The sequence below is a fragment of the Moritella sp. 5 genome (genome assembly GCF_018219455.1).
Taxonomy (GTDB): Bacteria; Pseudomonadota; Gammaproteobacteria; order Enterobacterales; family Moritellaceae; genus Moritella.
Genome location: NZ_CP056122.1, coordinates 185,451 through 204,040, shown reverse-complemented (window position 1 = coordinate 204,040; position 18,590 = coordinate 185,451). Strand labels below are relative to the sequence as shown.

Sequence of the window (18,590 nt, the reverse complement as noted above, 5' to 3'; positions counted from 1 at the left end):
CTAGCTCCTGTGCTGTTCACGAACCAGGTTCAAAGCCTGGTCTATTTCAAAATCTTTAGTCGCTTTTAAATAAGCAACCTGCTCTTCTAATACTACTACAGCTTCATTAATACCGGAAAGCGATATTAGCTTTTCGGCGATTAATTCAGCTTCTCTTTGGTTGGCAATTCTCACAGAAATGGTGTGAGCTTTCACCTGACCAACATTTTCTAAGCCTAAAGAGATAACAAACCACACTATCATTACCGCGGCAATGACAAAAAATAGACCTTGTGATCCCAATTGAGAATACAAACTACCAGCCATAATACCGCCACAAAATGCACCCGCAAATTGTGATGTCGAGTAGACGCCCATTGCCGAGCCTTTTGCGCCAGCCGGTGCCGACATCGAGATCATGGCAGGTAAAGAGGCTTCCAAAAAGTTAAATGCGGTAAAATACAACACGATAGCGAGTGCAAAGAGCCACAAATTTCCATTTGCAAATCCCATCACACAAAGCGCAAGGCCCATCAATGCAATCGCGAATAAGAAAAATTGCTTATTCATTTTCTTCTTCGCAGCAATAATGAGCATTGGCACCATTAATACAAATGATAGCAGTAATGCAGGGAAATATATCCACCAGTGGTGCTCACCAACGAGCCCAGCTGATTCTAATTCAAATGGCAATGATACAAACACAGCGGTCAAGGTTAAATGCAGCAAAAAGATACCGGCATCTAAACGTAATAGCTGCGGATCACGTAACATTGCTCTTAATTTATGACGATTGGTACTCGCATCCCCTCTGGGTGCTTTGGCTGTTGCATTCGGCACAATATAATGCACAACAAGCATACCGATAATGGCAAGTACTGCGGTCACAAAGAAGATGCCTTTAAGACCAATCCACTGCGCTAATACAGGCCCTGCCACCAGCGAAAAGGCAAACGAAAGTCCGATACACATGCCAATCACAGCCATGACCTTTGGTCGCTGTTGTTCACGAGTAATATCTGCAGCTAACGCAAGAATCGCACTGGCGACAGCACCAGTGCCTTGTAATACGCGTCCAAAAGCAACGCCATAAACCGAATCTGCGAGACCAGCTACAATACTACCTAAACAAAATAAGCCTAAACCCGCAATAATAACCGGTTTGCGGCCAATCCGATCGGATAACTGTCCCATCGGTATTTGTAATATGGCTTGGGTTAATCCATAAGCACCGATCACGATACCCACCCACAATGGCGAATAGCCAATCAAATCACGTCCATAAATGGCAAAAACGGGCATGATCATAAATAAGCCCAGCATTCTTAAACCAAATACCAATGCTAATGACACTGCTGTTTTTTGCTCTAATTTAGATAAAGCTACATTATCCATAATTAATCCATCAACCTCTCAATATTTACGGCGCCATATTAACACATCATCTAAGCTGAAAATAAAAATCATTTAAAACAGCCACAATAAACGTCACCATGCTTTAGCATTAACAAAAAATGAAAATAACCGTAAAATACCGAATTAACTAAATAGGTTGAAATAAAACACCAAAATTAATACTTAACACAATGATAATTAAAACAAAACGCAACATTAAACCATTGATATAGCTAAATAATAAAGTATGAGTCGAGATAAAACTAAATGCGAACTTGACTCATTTATAGCACACCGATATGTTAAGTGTGAATTAACAACTGGTTAATATGTCATTTTCCAGAGAGATTAGCTCGCGACTTCCACTGTAAGTTAATACTTTAGTATCAAGCCGTATCGAACTTAGGTATTACAATTAACACTTTAATTAAGTCATTAGCTAAGTTTAACCGTTTTATAATGCTATTTAGCATGGATATGGATATCACCACACAAACTAAAGGATTTAGTCATATGTCGGATTACCCAAATGTAGTATTGCTGTCTCAACCGAGTCTACAAGTTGCCACTTTGGTTTCTTGTTTAAGAGCTAAACTCGATATACCCGTACAACAGTTACGTGAAGTAGCCGAAGTTGAGCGCATCTCAATCGATGACAATTTATTATTACTCGTTGATACAGACAATCTCAGTGCAATCTCACAAGAGCAGCTAAAAAACAAATTAAAGCAATACCATGGTATGTTTCGCTTAGCCCTGATTAATTTGAGTGATGACACCACAATGGAGAACATTTCCACTTGGCCATCGATATTCGGCGTATTTAATAAGCGTGATGAACTCGATATCGTTTGCAAAGGCATACAAAAGATCACCGAAGGTGAATTCTGGATGCCACGACGTACACTCAGTTCATTGATCTCCATTTACCGCTCTACTAAAGCCGTTGATCTAGACCGAAAACCAGAACTCACAACACGTGAACAAGAGATCTTGCGTCAGCTAATGACGGGCTCATCAAATTTAGAGATCGCCGATGCGCTTTATGTCAGTGAGCACACGATCAAGTCACATTTATATAATGTATTTAAAAAGATCAAAGTAAAAAATCGCCTACAAGCAGTATCATGGGCAAAAGAAAATCTTATCTAATTAAAGCTAATTTTAAAAACAAAAAACAGTTAAGCTCGAAACCTTAGACCAATGTAACTTAAAAGTCATATCTAATATGACTTTTTTTATACTTAAAATTAGATAAATTTATAACAACCTTAACCTGTTATGTTTCATTTATGTTACAACCATGGTACTTCTAATACTAATTAATGAAAACGTATGGATACGTAACCCTATCGCTCACCATTCAAAGGATCTGAAGTGGAGCAAAAATACGACACACATAATAGGTACCCACAGGGAGGACAAGACGAAATTGATCTTACGCATCTCTTTAATATAATTAGGCGTTCGTTTTTACGAATCTGTGTTATCACCACAATTATTAGCATTATTGCGGCCATTTTTATTTCTGACCTTCCCCCTATTTATAAAGCCAACACAGTTTTACAATTACAAATACAGCAAGCGAAGCCAATCGCCATCCAAGGTCTATTACAAAGCGATATAAACAACAAAGATTACTTCCAAACTCAAATTGAAATTTTACGTTCAGACGTGATCACCGAAAAAGTCATCACCAAACTCAATTTATCTCAACACCCTTATTACACACAAGATAAACCGAACAGTAAATTAAGCTTGATACTCGACAACATCATTCATTTTATATCACCAACAAAAAAAAAAGCTAAGGCAATAAACCCACATGCTTTTATTGGCCAGATAAAATCAGCAGTAAATATATCACTCATTAAAAACACCCAATTACTAACCATCAGTTATGAGCATAACGTGCCAGCATTGGCCGCTTTAATCGCTAATGCCTATGCCGATGTGTACATCCAACACAACCGTGATTTTCGGGTCCAACAGACAGTTACCGCATCACTTTGGCTTAAAGAAGGGGTGCAAGCGCTCAAAGATAACTTGAATACTGCAGAAAGTAATCTCACTCATTTCCTCCAACAAGAAAACTTAATTAATGACAGTGGCATTGATAATTTCACTGCAATAGAATTACAGAACCTCACCACTAAATTAAACTCGATTAGAAGTGAATTAATTAGTGCGCAAACCTTATATCGACAAATAAGCCAAGCGCAAAATTTAGACTTGCTCACCTCAACCTCAATCAAGGCATTATCCAATCACGCAGTGATAGTTGAATTAAGAAATGATTACACCCGAGCAAGGCACAGTATCGCCGAATTATCCAAACGCTATGGTCCACAACACGACAAAATGATCCAGGCAAATGGACAGCTCAGTGCCACAGAAGAAAATGCCCAAAACGCCTTACAACAACTGGCACTCGGGTTTAAAAAAAATATCAGCTTACTTGAACAAAATGAATCCGCCGTCATAGCCGTATTAGAAAGTAAAAAATCAGAACACCGCACCCTGATAAAACAAAAAGCACGTTATAAAGAACTCAACCGAGAGTTAACCTCGAGCAACGAACTGTATAATATGTTTTTAATGCGTTTGAAAGAAACAAACCTCACCAACAATCTTAACCTATCAACAGCTACGATCACCAATATCGCTAAAACGCCTTTATCCCCTTTTAAACCCAAACGCGCATTGATCTTAGTGCTCGTGATCTTATTAACATTGATGCTGTTAGTCACGCATGCTCTACTACATGCGCTATTTTTTGTGAATCAAGACAATGTCACTAATCTACCAGCGCCATTACTTGGCTCACTACCCAACTTTAAAGCGATTGATAAAAAATTCCATCAACAATCGCCACAGCAATTATTTCTTAGCAATAAAATAATTTTTGAAGCCGCGCAAAATTTACGTACATCATTGCAGTTATCCGCCAAAACCAAGCAACCACAAGTCATCATGATCAGCTCCAACACTGTTGGCGAAGGGAAAAGTACATCCGCTATTTATCTCGCAATGGCGTTAGCACAATCCCACAGAACCCTTATTTTAGAGGCTGATTTACGTAGACCGTCAATAAGAAGAAAAATGGGGATCCCCCATAGCCAACGTGGATTAGCTGATATTCTCAGTAAAAGTGGCAGTTTGAATAGCTATATATGGCGTGATCAACAAACCAATTTAGCCGTATTATCGGCAGGAGAGTTAATCGAAAGCCCATCCAATTTACTGAGCTCTACACGTTTTTCCAGTTGCCTGACCATTTTAAGATCGCAATATGATTATATTATTATTGATTCGCCACCAAGTCAGTTAGTCAGTGACGCATTAATTATTGGGCAACAGTCTGATTTTAATATACTCGTGACCCGTGTAAACAACTCCAAGATTGGAGAGCTCAACAGCACCATCGAATTACTGGCTAAGCATGGCGTCAGTACCGATGGCATTATACTAAACCAAGAATCATTAAAAAATGACAAACGCTATCAGTACCAATACCAGTATCACAATAAAAGTCAAAAGGACGTTTCACTGGCCTCATAGCCGTGCTTCATAACCAATGAAAATATTAAAAAATTTACTGCTAACAGTATCCTCTATATTAATCTTATTCATTACGCGGGTGACCGCGTCAGAGCTAAGTCTAGAGACAAGTGCCGGACTTGGACTTAACGTAATACCCAGTCTTTCAATCAATTATAAACACGACGATAATATTACCAACACCAAAAATAATCAGCAGGCCTCTAACTTAATAGAGATAATGCCAGCATTACGTATTGAAGGACAAAAGTATAACAATAAATTCATTTTAGACTACACGGGACAGCAAGCTTTATATAGTGAAAACGCTGAGAACAATTATACTGACCACCAGATTAAAGCAGAACTTAATAGAGCCTCGGATAGCCGTCATCAGCTTGCTATTTCATACCAATTTAACCTTGCCCATGATGCTGTCAATACAGGAATATCAGAAGGTAATAAGCAAGTAACAGCGCCCTCCAGATTTTACACCCAGCAAGTTGCATTAAGTTATATTTATGGCAGCCAATATTCACAAGCCAGACTCAAACCTCGGTTTAGTTTTAACAATAAACGTTACGACAAGGACAACTCGAGTTACACACCCATGGCTGATTTCAACGAATATGACTACGGCATCGTTTTTGACTATCACATCGGGGCTAGCTTAAATTTATTGTTTGATATCAGTAACCGCGTAACCAATTACCAAGGCTCCGCGAATCGAAAAGACAGTAATAATAGTCTGTTATATACCGGTATACACTGGGACATAAGTGGTAAAACGCAAGGTATTGTAAAAATAGGTTATGAGAAAATTAATTTCTCCGACAGGCATCGAGAATCTCAAGCTAACCCAAGCTGGGATGTTGGTATTAATTGGCATCCAAAAACATATTCCATCTTCAACATCAATGCCAGTCAAAAGATCATCAATGCCGTCACAGGAACAGACAGTATAGAAGCAAATCGAAAGTCAATAAGCTGGAAACACACCTGGCGTTATAATTTATCGAGTTCATTAGCTTATCAGCATCTCAATGAAACATACCAACACAGTGCTCGTGAAGATAAAAGCAATGTCATCAACATCATGCTGTCTTATCAATTAAGGTATTGGCTTGCATTCGGTCTTAGCTATGAACATCAAAGTAAATCATCTTCGGAAGCTCACTTAGGCTACGACAAAAATAGTTATGGATTAACCAGTTCCCTCGTATTTTAAATGAAAGGAGTATTTAAAATGAAAGGCTGCATACATTTACACCGCGCTATTGTCATCTTTATAGTCTTGTTAGTGAATTCCGCTAAAGCCCACGAACAACACCACAATTATAAACTTGGTGCTGGCGATAAACTGTCTATTAAGATCTACGGCGAAGCAGATCTAAGCATGTCTATATTAGTTGATACATCAGGTAGTATCGATTACCCCTACCTCGGTGAAATTAAAGTTGCTGGCTTGACCCCAGCAGAGGTCAAACAAAAAATTTATCTTGGCTTAAAAGGGCCCTATTTAATCTCACCTAAAGTTATGGTCAGTATCGCGACTTTCCGCCAGTTTTACATTAAAGGCGAGGTAAGACGCCCAGGTGGATACCCGTTTAGGCCCGGGTTAACAGTTGATCAAGCGATCGCACTGGCAGGTGGGTTCACTGAGCGGGCAGCAAAACAATCTATTATGCTGTCGAATAACAACGATCTTAACCAGACTCTTAAGGTGACCCCTGACGACCACGTTGCGCCTGACGACATTCTTAATATTGAAGAGAGTTTCTTCTAAAGTAATGCCTAACAAGCCCTAATATGCGATACTGATTGATTATTTTATGTAGTGTGAGTTATGTATGGATCAAATCATTGTTCGGGGCGCACGCACCCATAACCTTAAAGATATCAATGTTGAACTACCTCGCGATAAGCTGATTGTAATCACAGGGTTATCGGGTTCGGGTAAATCGTCATTAGCATTTGATACGCTTTATGCAGAAGGTCAACGCCGTTATGTAGAATCGCTTTCTGCCTACGCCAGACAGTTTTTATCTTTGATGGAAAAGCCCGATGTCGATCATATTGAAGGTTTGTCACCGGCAATCTCTATCGAGCAAAAATCCACGTCACATAACCCACGCTCAACAGTCGGTACTATCACCGAGATCTATGATTACCTGCGCTTATTATTTGCTCGAGTTGGTGAACCACGCTGTCCAACTCATAATGCACCTTTAGCGGCACAAACCATTACCCAAATGGTAGATCATGTGCTGGAGTTAGAAACAGGGCGTAAGCTTATGCTGCTCGCGCCAATCGTGAAAGAACGTAAAGGTGAACATGTTAAAACACTGGCGGGCTTAGCCAGTCAAGGTTATATACGGGCGCGCATCGATGGTGAAGTCTGTGATCTATCTGATCCGCCAACCTTAGATCTACATAAAAAACACACCATTGAAGTTGTCATCGATCGCTTTAAAGTACGTGATGATCTACAGCTGCGCCTCTCCGAGTCTTTTGAAACCGCACTAAATCTATCAGGTGGCACCGCTTACATTGCCGATATGGATGAGAGTGATGCAGAGCCGATCGTCTTTTCAGCTAACTTTGCTTGCCCACATTGTGGTTACAGCATGGCAGAGCTTGAACCAAGGATCTTCTCATTCAACAATCCAGCGGGTGCTTGTCATACCTGTGACGGTCTTGGTGTCCAACAATACTTTGATCACGATCGTGTTATCATTAATGCTGATCTGAGCCTCTCTGGTGGCGCGATCCGCGGTTGGGATAAACGTAATTTTTATTACTTCCAAATGCTCAGCTCACTGGCGAAACACTACAAGTTTGATTTGACCCAACCATTTAATTCATTAGCCAGTGAAGTACAAGGTTATATTCTGCAAGGCAGTGGTGAACAAGAAATTGAATTTAACTATGTGAATGATCGCGGTGATATCGTCGTTCGCCGCCACGCTTTCGAAGGCATCATTCCGAATATGCAACGCCGCTACAAAGAAACCGAATCGAATGCGGTACGTGAAGAGCTTGGTAAATACTTAACGACCAAGTCTTGTGAAACCTGCTCAGGTTCTCGTCTACGCCAAGAAGCTCGTCATGTTTATATTCAAGAAACGACCTTACCTGAAGTGTCTCATATGGCCATAGGCGAAGCATTCGAATTCTTTTCCAAAATGGCGCTACCTGGTCAAAAAGGCCAGATAGCCGAAAAGATCCTTAAGGAAATTGGTGATCGTCTTGGTTTCTTAGTCAATGTAGGTCTGAATTATTTAAGTCTAGAACGCAGCGCCGAAACGCTATCTGGCGGTGAAGCACAGCGCATTCGTCTTGCTAGCCAAATTGGCGCCGGTCTGGTTGGCGTGATGTACGTGCTCGATGAACCTTCGATCGGTTTGCACCAACGCGATAACGAACGCTTATTACAAACCCTGATTCATCTACGTGATCTTGGTAATACCGTTATAGTGGTTGAACACGATGAAGATGCGATCCGCGCGGCTGACTATGTCCTCGATATTGGTCCTGGCGCTGGTGTCCATGGTGGTGAGATCGTTGCCCGAGGCAGCATTGATGATATCTTACAAAGTAAAAATTCACTGACCGCCGATTACCTCAGCGGTCGTAAAGCCATTGAGATCCCTGCGCAACGAACACCATTAACCGACAAATGGGTTCATTTAAAAGGTGCAAGCGGTAACAACCTTAAAAATGTGGATTTATCTGTTCCCATTGGCGTGATGACGTGTGTCACTGGTGTGTCAGGTTCAGGTAAATCAACCCTCATTAATGATACCTTCTTTAAGATCGCGCATATTGAATTGAACGGCGCAACGGTGACAGTCCCTTCACCTTACACCTCGATTGAAGGTTTAGATCAGCTTGATAAAGTAGTCGATATTGATCAAAGTCCAATCGGCCGAACCCCGCGTTCTAATCCAGCAACCTATACGGGTATTTTCACCGCTATTCGCGAGATATTTGCAGGAACACAAGAAGCACGTTCACGTGGTTATAAACCAGGTCGCTTTAGCTTTAACGTGAAAGGCGGACGATGTGAAGCTTGCCAAGGTGATGGTCTAATCAAAGTCGAGATGCACTTCTTACCAGATGTTTACGTTCCTTGTGACGACTGTAAGAGCCAGCGTTATAACCGTGAAACATTAGAAGTACGCTACAAAGGCAAAAATATTCACGAAGTATTGGATATGACCGTCGAAGAAGCTAATACCTTCTTTGCACCAATTCCCCCTATAGCCCGTAAATTACAAACCTTAGTGGATGTAGGGCTGTCTTACATACGCCTCGGTCAGTCTGCGACCACCTTATCCGGTGGTGAAGCACAGCGCGTGAAACTAGCGAAAGAGTTATCAAAACGCGATACCGGCCAAACCTTGTATATCTTAGATGAACCAACCACAGGTTTACATTTTCATGATATTAAATTACTCATGAAAGTATTACATCGCTTACGTGATCACGGTAATACCATCGTGATTATTGAGCATAACCTAGATGTAGTAAAAACAGCAGATTGGGTTATCGATCTCGGTCCTGAAGGTGGCAGCGGCGGCGGTGAGATTCTTGTCGCAGGAACACCAGAAACCGTATCTGAACATCCAAACAGTCATACTGCACGTTTTCTAAAACCTATGTTAGAACGCGCAAAAACTTAGTATTATCAAGCAACTGAATATTATAAACCAAGAGTCATAGTATGAATCTAACAACATTGAAAAAAGGATTTTTCATTACGTTCGCCGTATATATGCTGATCGGTATGCATTATTTCCAGCATAACGGCGGCGGTTCAGGACTACACCTGCCTTTTAATGTGATTGGTTGGATCTTTATTTCAACCTTAATCGGCATTGGTTTGTGGCAAGCGACATTACAAGCGAAATTGGTTTACTCCCAGATGAGCTTAATGTTTATCGCTGCCACGCTAGTCATGCTACTACCGGTATTATATGCCGACCCTATCGTTGCTGGTATCAGTTATACCCGCTTATTTGGTTTAGTCGGTGGGCTACTATTTTTTCTTGCCCTGCAGCAATTACAGCTTACTCAGCAACAACGACTAACCCTATTATATTTAATTTTAGGCGCCGTATTTATCGAGGCACTGTTTAGTCTCGTCCAATACTATTTACTACCGGTTAATAATATTGTTGGTTATCAGAAAATCGCCAATCGTCCCTACGGTATTTTTCAACAACCCAATGTCTCAGCTTCATTTTTAACAACGGGTATTGCCCTCGCTTTATACCTGCTGACACAAACTAAATTGGATGAACAAAAAAAACGTCTATTTTGTTATGTCACCACTTTCATGGCCATTATTCCCGTAATATTACTGCAATCTCGTACTGGTTACCTGTCATTATCAATTGCACCAGCGCTCATGTTACCTTGGGTGTGGCAACAGTTACGGGAGTCAGAACAAACAAAAAGTCTGTTAATTTGGTTAGCTTGCAGTGTTATCGCTGTTGCCATTGGTGCTTACTCGTTAGAAACAGCAGACAAAGTAGCGCGTTCCGCAGCCGCGCTAACAGATCCAGGCGCACGCGTGCCTATCTATCAACATGGGTTAGCTATGTGGTTAGAGAAACCTTTCCTCGGTTGGGGTTATGGTAGCTTTGAAGTCTCATATCTCAATTCGTACAGCCAAGCACTGAGTCAAGGGCTCGCATTACCTGGATCACCAGAAAATCTTGACCATCCACATAATGAATTATTATATTGGAGTATCGAAGGTGGCCTTGTTGCATTAGCTGGGATCGCGTTATTAATGATTGGTTTCTTACGTATTATCGTCAAGCAGCCATTATGGCAAGCGATGGCGTTATTAGGACTGGTATTTCCGTTGGTTTTACATAGCCAGACAGAATATCCGTTTTATCATGCCGTCGTGCATTGGGTGGTATTCTTAACCTTGGTTTGGTATATCAGCAGTCGTTATAGCAATACCAAAACAATCAAATTTAGTTACACCTTTTTATTGCGTACCTTAGCATTATTTATCCCCTTAGTTACGGGGTTATTTATGCTAACGACATTGCATACGAATAAATTGTTAACCCAATATGAGCGCAGTGATCGCAGTGATCTAACGCCACTGACAAAAGTCGTCAATCCAGTCGCTTGGATCACACGATTAGAGTTCAACGCTATGATGTATCGCTTGCAAATCGCGATATACAATAACGATATAGCAGAGCTGAATAACTATATGGATTGGGCTGCTGAGATCTCACAGAAAACACCAAGAGCAAATATTTATATTAATTGGGTTCGCGCATTAGCAAAACTAGGCAAAAAAGAAGAATCAGCAACTCTATTAAAACGGACTGTACGACTGTACCCAACGAATAAATTAGTGCAGAAATTTGCAGCGAGTCAGGCTAACACCACTTATTCTCAATAGCTTAAAGTGTGAGATCATTAAGCCAATACCTAAAAAAGCCACGTTCCATTATTCATGAAGCGTGGCTTTTCATATTAAATAAGTTTCACTAGCCCTTAGCTGCTACAGCATAAGCTATGCCGTATTTAGCGTATTTTTAGTTCAAGGTTTCTTCTAAGGCACGTAAACACAATGCAACATTTTCAGCGCGCGCCGCATAACCCATTAAACCAATACGCCATGCTTTACCTGCGAATGCCCCCAAACCGGCACCTATTTCAAGGTTATAGGTTTGTAATAATTGGTTACGCACAGCAGCATCATCAACCCCGTCAGGAATAACGACCGTATTTAGCTGTGGTAAACGACACGCTTCATCAACAATAAACTCGATACCCATTTTTTCTAAACCAGCACGCAATGCTAAATGTTGCAGTGCATGACGTTCCCATGCACTCTCTAAGCCTTCAGTTTGTAATTGCACTAATGATTCATGTAATGCATATAGGGTATTTACCGGCGCAGTATGGTGATAAGTACGTTTACCTTCACCTGACCAATAGCTCATCACAAGCGTTTGATCTAAGAACCAACTTTGCACAGGTACAGACCGGTTTTGAATTCTTTCAACGGCTGCAGGACTGAAGCTCACCGGAGAGATACCCGGAACACAAGACAAGCACTTTTGAGTACCAGAATAAATGGCATCAATGCCCCAATCATCCACATACAAAGGCACGCCACCGAGTGACGTCACCGCATCAACAATCGATAAGCAATCATATTCCCTTGCTAGTGCACAAAGAGTCTTGGCATCAGAAAGTACACCTGTTGATGTTTCTGCGTGTACAAATGCGACAATTTTCGCATCAGGATGAGCTTTTAACGCTGCTTCAAGTTTTTCTGGATCAACGGGTTTGCCCCATTCATCTTCTACTTTAACCAGTACGCCACCAGAGCGTGTTACGTTTTCAGCCATACGATTACCAAACACACCGTTGATACATACAATGACTTTGTCACCAGGCTCAATCAAATTCACAAAGCAAGTTTCCATGCCTGCAGAACCAGGAGCTGAAACCGCCATAGTACAAGGATTCTTGGTTTGAAATGCATACTGCAGCAATTCTTTTACTTCATCCATCATTTTTACAAATGTCGGGTCAAGATGACCAACGGTCGGACGACTTAATGCTTGTAATACGTTCGGATAAACATCTGAAGGACCAGGTCCCATCAAAGTACGTTGTGGTGGATAAAAAGAGGTAATGCTCATTCAATTTCCTTGTCATATTGTGAGAACCAGTAATCAGAAGCAGTGTACCTAAGTGACGCTGCTTTTGCCCTACGTTCTAAACTATCTGTTAAGCTTACTTAGGTATTAAGATAGATTAATTTACCATTGCGACGGCGTATTGCAAACAACAATGCAAACTTTTGTTTACAATGACCCAACAACAATAGTGTTCGATTAGCTTACTGTGGCAAGATAATCAGCAATACCATCCAGTAACATCTGTACCGATATCATCACCAATAACATTCCCATCAATCGCTCTACAGCGGCTAACCCTTTCTCGCCGAGAATACGATTAAACCCTTCATAGAACATTAAAATAAAGGCACTTAGCCCCCATGCAATAAGTAACGCTGCAGACCATTCAAACATTTTGTCAGGGTCTTGATGGGCTAATAATAATAACGCAGCAAGGATTGAGGGCCCCGCTAATAACGGGATCGCCATTGGCACAATAAACGGTTCTTCACCTGCGGCTAGGCCCGTTAACCCACCTTCAGTCGGGAAGATCATCTTAATTGCGATCAAGAACAGAATAATACCACCGGCGATACTCACCGCTTCTTGTTTTAGACTTAAAAAACCAAGGATTCTTTCACCTAAGAATAAGAATAACAGCATCACAAACAGTGCAATTAATAATTCTCGTACCATGACAGCACGTCGACGTTTTTTATCTATGTGTTTTAAAATAGACAAAAATATTGGTAAATTACCTAACGGATCCATGATCAAAAATAGCATCACCGCGGCCGAGATTATTTCCATTTGCATTAACTTTAACTCCCTAAATCATCCAATTAACCGAATGTAATTGCTAAGCTCAATATACCAGAGAGATTATAGATATAAAGTATTTAATTAGCAGATAATAACAAATAAGAACACGATTAAAACAGTGATTAAAGCTAAAACTAAACAGGTATGTTTACGGGATTTAGCATGTTAAATGGGCAGCATTAAAGAAGAAGAGTAAAACGAACTGGGCAGTCAGAATTATTATTCACTGCAACTCAAGTAACTGCAGTGAATTCGCAGTATTAAATCTAGCTGAAAAATATTAACCGAGCGCTTTAGCCAACAAAGCTTGTTGATCAGGTGTAAACGTTAATTTCAGTGCCGCTTCATGGCCTTTTTCAGACATTTTAGCCCAAGTCTTTTGCACAATAACAATCAGTTTTTCGGGTGTATGCTTTTCTGAAAACGCGGTAAAGTAATATTTTAAAAATACTAAACAAATAACATCTTCTAGCGCTTGTACTTGTGAGTCACGTTTTAATTTTTCTTTACGCAACATACGACCAATTGCTTGTACTTCATCTTGAGCACAACCTACCTTTTCTGCAATTCTCATTGCTTCTTCGGCGTGTAAACGGCCTAATGATTGACGCCATTTATTGTAGCCTTCGCGCCCGAGTGGATGCTCACTACGAGGAATACTCCAACGTTTAATATGTTGTGCACGCGCGGCTATTTGTAATGCAGTCGATGCTCCAGGCATAAATTCAGCCAAGCACTCGCTCATGCGCACACCGTATAACCATTCTTTTGGTTGTGCTATTCCATCTACAATTTCACTGACTGGATCACACTGATTTATTTCATCAATTAATTGTATTGCTTGCTGTATCCGTTGCTCTGACATGACATCCTCGTTATTAGTATGATTATAAAGCCCATACTAGCAAAGCACACAGAAAGTTACCGATAAACTCACAATAAATATAAGATTATTCTTGCTGATCGATCTGTGATGGTGGTTGAGGTTCTATATTTTCACCATAGAAATACCCCACAACAGCGCCAGCTAATTTGGATTTTGCCGATACAGACTCTGTTGTTACGTCCATATCATCATCAAAAGAAGAAGCGAAAAGATCATCCAGTGCGACAACGTGGGAATGCACATTTTCACCTTTTAATACGCCAGTTTCACCTGGTAGTTGTGCAGCTAACACTTTAACTTCATCAAGTTCCTTTAACCTTAGTAGATCAGCCAGCGCAGTTTTTATAATGTGATTTATTTCGGCAAGTTGTTGACGATCGCCAACCTTGAGGGTCGGTTTAGCTAAGATAGCCTGTCGTAGTAACAAAACTTCAGCAATAATCGTTTCAGGCGGATTCGTCATATCAATCGATAATACGATACTTGAAAAATCATCCACTCGCGTTTCACCTTCGTGAGAAACATGATCGAGTACGAGCACCTCATCATCATCTAGCATCAACACAGATGGATCTCGGGCTTGTTTTTTCTTGCTATCAGGATCATTTTTCTTCGAGTTATAATTAATAAGGTCTTTGTCTGTGGTGCTGTCACTTGTTGAAGCTGACGCACCATCGGGGGTGATCGCAGGCGTGATCTCGCGCTTTTCGGCATCCCGTTCCACTGCCGCTGTGGTTGGGTTTAACGCATTGGGAATGCCCGTAGGAGGAGGAATAACTAATGCCATATGCTAGCGACCCCCTTAGCAATATTCATACAGCGCAGAAAACTAATCGTAGCGTGTGACTGTATGAACATATCTTTCCCTCATTATCATAAATAACGGCTCAACAGTACATCCAAAATAATAAAATGAGTGGCTGCTATTTGAGTTTATAACGAATGATTGATAAATGCCTGCAGTTTATTCACAAAAAGAGTGGGTTCTGAAATAAAAGGCGCATGTGAAGACGCTTTAAATATTAGACTCGGTGATTGTGGTAGATAACGGTCCATCCACACCACTGTCGCTTGTGGCACCAGCGAATCTAAGCGCCCATAACAACGATAAAATGGCATTGTTAATGAAGCTAACTGCACGCGTAAGTCCACTGTCTCTAATAATCGTAAACCGTTACTTAATGCTTGTTCATGCGGCTGCGGACGTGCCGCTAATAAAGACTTTAACTGTTTAATGTCTTGTTTCGCCGTTTCACTGCCCATCGCTTGAATGGCTAAAAAACGATTAATAGTTTGTGATAGATTCTGTTTTAGCTGCTGTTGGAATTGCACTAATACATTTTCAGCAATACCTGCCCAAGCAGCTAATTCATTCACTTGTGATGTTGCCATAAATTTCGGTGAACTGGCGACTGTCACCAATGCAGAAACTCGTTGGGGATGCGCTAGCGCAAAATGAGTAGCACACAACCCACCCAACGACCAACCCAACCAAACGGCATTATCAGGTACAACTTTAACTAATGCATCAGTAATATCAGCCAGCGACTGACTCTCAAGATAACTATCATGACTAAAGCCAAAACCAGGTAGATCAACTAAATGTAATCGATAGTTCGCTGATAGTAACGGAACAATAGATTGCCAACACGCACTATTTAATCCCCAACCATGTAATAACACTAAGTCTGGGCCGTCACCGACAATATCGACATGTAACTCTGTGTTGCCGCTTACACTTTTAATTTTTGTGGCGAAGACTTCTGACATATTTCTCTACACTTGACGAATTATTTAGTCATGAGGATATACTAATCAAACGAGTAGATATAGCCATGATCCGCAAACTAAGCATGATACTATTACAACCTCGTTGTTACTTATGTGATATGCCCATCGATAATCTACAACCTTTTCTGTGTTTATTATGCCAACAGGAATTACCCTATTTACCGGTATCAAGCTGTTATCGTTGCGCGCTTCCACTAACTATAAATCAACAAGGTCAATGTCATGAGTGCATAAACCTAGAGCCACCTTGGCAAAGATTAATTGCTTCGATGAACTACAGCTTGGAATGCCAATACTTAATTAAACAATATAAATTTTCGCAACAGCCACAACTACACTTACTGTTTTCCCAGCTAATAAGTCGTAGCGTCAGTAACAACGTCATCCAGCATAATTACAGTTTACCAGAGGCATTACTACCTATCCCTTTACATAAAAAACGCCTCGCAAAACGAGGCTATAACCAAGCCCATTTACTTGCCCAAGATCTTTCAAAACAGCTGCAAATACCGCTAATCGCAGAGAAAAAATTTATTCGCACTAAAAATACCAAAGCACAAGCCAAGCAAACAGCGGCTGAGCGTAGCAACAATATGCACAATGCATTTCAAGTCACACAACCTATTACAGTTAAACATATTGCCATTATTGATGATGTAGTGACAACAGGTGAAACAATGAAAACAGCTTGCCAGGTTTTATTTACAGCAGGGGTAGAACGTATCGATATATGGTGTATTGCCAGAACATTAGCGGATTAGTGGTTTCTAATCAGGAATAGCGTTACAATTAAAGACATAGTAAATTAGTCGGGTATGACAAAGAGGACATCATGATAACAATTACTGAAGCGGCACAAACTCATTTTGTAAAATTACTTAGCAACCAAAAAGACGGCACTAACATTCGTGTATTCGTCGTTAATCCAGGCACAGCAAATGCAGAGTGTGGCGTATCATATTGTCCACCTGAAGCAATTGAAAGTACTGATATTGTATTACCATTCAGTGGTTTTGATGCATTAATTGATGACATGAGCAAACCATTCTTAACCGATGCTTATATCGATTTTGTTACGGACAAAATGGGTTCTCAATTAACACTTAAAGCGCCTAACGCAAAAATAAGAGCTGTTGCAGATGATGCACCACTAACAGAACGCGTTGACTATGTGATCCAAACTGAAGTTAACCCACAATTAGCAGGACATGGCGGTAACGTTGTATTAACTGAAATCACGGATGATGGCATTGCTATCTTACAGTTCGGTGGTGGTTGTAATGGTTGTAGCCAAGTAGACTTTACGTTGAAAGAAGGGATAGAAAAACAGTTACTAGAATTGTTCCCTGAAGAACTAACAGCTGTTAAAGATGCAACAGAACACCAAGCTGGTGAGCATTCTTACTACTAAGCTTTAATCAATCAAGCACAGTTAACATTAAACGATAGAATAAATAAAAAGTGACGGTCTTGACCGTCACTTTTTTAATTAAAACTGATTATTCGCCTTTTTTATCACGTGCTAATAATGCTAAAGCCGCTTCTTTTGGAAGCTTATTCTCATATAACACTTGATATATTTGCTCCGTAATTGGCATTTCCACGCCAAGACGCGCAGATAACAAATAAACTTCTTTGGTATTGCGATAGCCTTCAACAACTTGACCAATCTCAACTTGTGCTTCATCAACGCCTTTACCTGCACCCAGTGCAAGACCAAAACGACGATTTCGACTTTGATTATCAGTACAGGTTAGTACCAAATCACCCAAGCAAGACATACCCATGAAGGTATTTTTTTCTGCACCTAATGCTTCACCAAGACGACATAACTCAGTCAAACCGCGAGTAATTAATGCAGTACGAGCATTCGCACCAAAACCAAGTCCATCAGATAAACCAGCGCCAATAGCAATCACGTTTTTAACCGCTCCGCCAAGTTGCACGCCAATAAAATCATTATTAGTATAAGTACGTAAACTACGGCCACAATGCAATAAGTGTGAGATATCATCAGCAAATTTAGGATCCGTTGACGAGATACTTATTGCAGTTGGTAAACCAGCAGCTAGCTCTTTCGCAAATGTAGGTCCAGAAAGTACAGCTAATGGATAACCACTTCCAAGAATATCTGTTGCAACATCTTGCAATAAACGTCCGGTTTCAGCTTCTAGGCCTTTTGTAGCCCAAGATATACGCGAGTCTTCACGCAAAAATGGTTTAATCTGCTTTAATACATCACCAAAAACATGGCTCGGTACCACAATCAGAATATCTCGACTTGCGGCCACAGCTTGTTCAAGGTCCGCCTCCAATACCAAAGCATCAGGAAAAGCGATACCCGGTAAGTAAGTTTCATTACTGCGCGCTTTAGCAAGTTCGGCAACATGCTGTGGATTATGACCCCACAACACGGTTTTGTTACCATTACGTGCTAAGGACATCGCTAATGAAGTGCCGTAAGAACCAGCACCCAGAACGGTAATCAAAGCTGTATCAGTCGCCAT

At 40.7% G+C, this 18,590-nt stretch carries 15 protein-coding genes; 8 read left to right on the top strand and 7 right to left on the bottom strand.

Annotated elements, in window-relative coordinates; translation table 11 throughout:
• On the bottom strand, positions 1–1,374 hold the full coding sequence (locus tag HWV01_RS00970) for an MFS transporter (RefSeq protein ID WP_211673669.1): 1,374 nt from the start codon (positions 1,372–1,374) through the stop codon (positions 1–3).
• A gap of 513 nt (positions 1,375–1,887) precedes the next feature.
• Between HWV01_RS00970 and HWV01_RS00965 the strand changes: the two genes are divergently transcribed.
• The 6 genes from HWV01_RS00965 (at position 1,888) to HWV01_RS00940 (ending at position 11,350) form a co-directional block, all read left to right on the top strand.
• Entirely contained in the window at positions 1,888–2,526 is a 639-nt protein-coding gene (locus tag HWV01_RS00965; RefSeq protein ID WP_211673668.1) for a LuxR C-terminal-related transcriptional regulator, read from the top strand.
• Positions 2,527–2,751: 225 nt separating this feature from the next.
• A complete protein-coding gene (locus HWV01_RS00960) occupies positions 2,752–4,935 on the top strand; it encodes a polysaccharide biosynthesis tyrosine autokinase (protein ID WP_211673667.1) in 2,184 nt (727 codons plus the stop codon).
• Positions 4,936–4,951: 16 nt separating this feature from the next.
• The gene (locus HWV01_RS00955) at positions 4,952–6,142 is read left to right on the top strand and encodes an outer membrane beta-barrel protein (RefSeq protein ID WP_211673666.1); all 1,191 of its coding nucleotides are present in this window, start codon (positions 4,952–4,954) and stop codon (positions 6,140–6,142) included.
• A gap of 18 nt (positions 6,143–6,160) precedes the next feature.
• The gene (locus HWV01_RS00950; RefSeq protein WP_211673665.1) at positions 6,161–6,700 is read left to right on the top strand and encodes a polysaccharide biosynthesis/export family protein; all 540 of its coding nucleotides are present in this window, start codon (positions 6,161–6,163) and stop codon (positions 6,698–6,700) included.
• 64 nt (positions 6,701–6,764) lie between these two features.
• Positions 6,765–9,599 carry an excinuclease ABC subunit UvrA gene (gene uvrA, locus HWV01_RS00945; protein ID WP_211673664.1) on the top strand — a complete coding sequence of 945 codons (2,835 nt, stop codon included), beginning with the start codon at positions 6,765–6,767 and terminating at the stop codon, positions 9,597–9,599.
• A 41-nt stretch (positions 9,600–9,640) separates the two neighbouring features.
• On the top strand, positions 9,641–11,350 hold the full coding sequence (locus HWV01_RS00940; RefSeq protein WP_211673663.1) for a PglL family O-oligosaccharyltransferase: 1,710 nt from the start codon (positions 9,641–9,643) through the stop codon (positions 11,348–11,350).
• 136 nt (positions 11,351–11,486) lie between these two features.
• Here the strand turns inward: HWV01_RS00940 and HWV01_RS00935 are convergent, their stop codons facing one another.
• From HWV01_RS00935 to bioH, 5 genes are all read right to left on the bottom strand, one after another.
• On the bottom strand, positions 11,487–12,605 hold the full coding sequence (locus HWV01_RS00935; protein WP_211673662.1) for an alanine--glyoxylate aminotransferase family protein: 1,119 nt from the start codon (positions 12,603–12,605) through the stop codon (positions 11,487–11,489).
• A 195-nt stretch (positions 12,606–12,800) separates the two neighbouring features.
• Positions 12,801–13,394, bottom strand: a complete 594-nt coding sequence (locus HWV01_RS00930) for a YhgN family NAAT transporter (protein ID WP_211675592.1) — start codon at positions 13,392–13,394, stop codon at positions 12,801–12,803.
• 292 nt (positions 13,395–13,686) lie between these two features.
• Positions 13,687–14,271 carry a DUF4202 domain-containing protein gene (locus HWV01_RS00925; protein ID WP_211673661.1) on the bottom strand — a complete coding sequence of 195 codons (585 nt, stop codon included), beginning with the start codon at positions 14,269–14,271 and terminating at the stop codon, positions 13,687–13,689.
• 85 nt (positions 14,272–14,356) lie between these two features.
• Positions 14,357–15,079, bottom strand: coding sequence for a hypothetical protein (locus HWV01_RS00920; RefSeq protein ID WP_211673660.1), 723 nt, complete (start codon positions 15,077–15,079; stop codon positions 14,357–14,359).
• Positions 15,080–15,225: 146 nt separating this feature from the next.
• Complete coding sequence (gene bioH / locus HWV01_RS00915; protein WP_211673659.1) at positions 15,226–16,062, bottom strand: pimeloyl-ACP methyl ester esterase BioH; 837 nt, start codon at positions 16,060–16,062, stop codon at positions 15,226–15,228.
• 65 nt (positions 16,063–16,127) lie between these two features.
• Here bioH and HWV01_RS00910 point away from each other — a divergent pair, with 65 nt between their 5' ends.
• Both HWV01_RS00910 and nfuA read left to right on the top strand, forming a co-directional pair.
• The gene (locus HWV01_RS00910) at positions 16,128–16,844 is read left to right on the top strand and encodes a ComF family protein (RefSeq protein ID WP_211673658.1); all 717 of its coding nucleotides are present in this window, start codon (positions 16,128–16,130) and stop codon (positions 16,842–16,844) included.
• A gap of 71 nt (positions 16,845–16,915) precedes the next feature.
• Positions 16,916–17,494 carry a Fe-S biogenesis protein NfuA gene (nfuA, locus tag HWV01_RS00905; RefSeq protein ID WP_211673657.1) on the top strand — a complete coding sequence of 193 codons (579 nt, stop codon included), beginning with the start codon at positions 16,916–16,918 and terminating at the stop codon, positions 17,492–17,494.
• An 88-nt stretch (positions 17,495–17,582) separates the two neighbouring features.
• Here the strand turns inward: nfuA and gpsA are convergent, their stop codons facing one another.
• Positions 17,583–18,590, bottom strand: coding sequence for an NAD(P)H-dependent glycerol-3-phosphate dehydrogenase (gene gpsA / locus HWV01_RS00900; RefSeq protein ID WP_211673656.1), 1,008 nt, complete (start codon positions 18,588–18,590; stop codon positions 17,583–17,585).

What these genes read in the sequence shown, in the direction of transcription:
- nfuA (WP_211673657.1), top strand. Translation starts at nt 16,916, where the DNA reads ATGATAACAATTACTGAAGCGGCACAAACTCATTTTGTAAAATTACTT.
- HWV01_RS00965 (WP_211673668.1), top strand. Translation starts at nt 1,888, where the DNA reads ATGTCGGATTACCCAAATGTAGTATTGCTGTCTCAACCGAGTCTACAA.
- HWV01_RS00950 (WP_211673665.1), top strand. Translation starts at nt 6,161, where the DNA reads ATGAAAGGCTGCATACATTTACACCGCGCTATTGTCATCTTTATAGTC.
- HWV01_RS00935 (WP_211673662.1), bottom strand. Translation starts at nt 12,605, where the DNA reads ATGAGCATTACCTCTTTTTATCCACCACAACGTACTTTGATGGGACCT.
- bioH (WP_211673659.1), bottom strand. Translation starts at nt 16,062, where the DNA reads ATGTCAGAAGTCTTCGCCACAAAAATTAAAAGTGTAAGCGGCAACACA.
- HWV01_RS00930 (WP_211675592.1), bottom strand. Translation starts at nt 13,394, where the DNA reads ATGGAAATAATCTCGGCCGCGGTGATGCTATTTTTGATCATGGATCCG.
- HWV01_RS00970 (WP_211673669.1), bottom strand. Translation starts at nt 1,374, where the DNA reads ATGGATAATGTAGCTTTATCTAAATTAGAGCAAAAAACAGCAGTGTCA.
- HWV01_RS00925 (WP_211673661.1), bottom strand. Translation starts at nt 14,271, where the DNA reads ATGTCAGAGCAACGGATACAGCAAGCAATACAATTAATTGATGAAATA.
- gpsA (WP_211673656.1), bottom strand. Translation starts at nt 18,590, where the DNA reads ATGGCGACTGATACAGCTTTGATTACCGTTCTGGGTGCTGGTTCTTAC.
- HWV01_RS00940 (WP_211673663.1), top strand. Translation starts at nt 9,641, where the DNA reads ATGAATCTAACAACATTGAAAAAAGGATTTTTCATTACGTTCGCCGTA.
- HWV01_RS00920 (WP_211673660.1), bottom strand. Translation starts at nt 15,079, where the DNA reads ATGGCATTAGTTATTCCTCCTCCTACGGGCATTCCCAATGCGTTAAAC.
- HWV01_RS00955 (WP_211673666.1), top strand. Translation starts at nt 4,952, where the DNA reads ATGAAAATATTAAAAAATTTACTGCTAACAGTATCCTCTATATTAATC.
- uvrA (WP_211673664.1), top strand. Translation starts at nt 6,765, where the DNA reads ATGGATCAAATCATTGTTCGGGGCGCACGCACCCATAACCTTAAAGAT.
- HWV01_RS00910 (WP_211673658.1), top strand. Translation starts at nt 16,128, where the DNA reads ATGATCCGCAAACTAAGCATGATACTATTACAACCTCGTTGTTACTTA.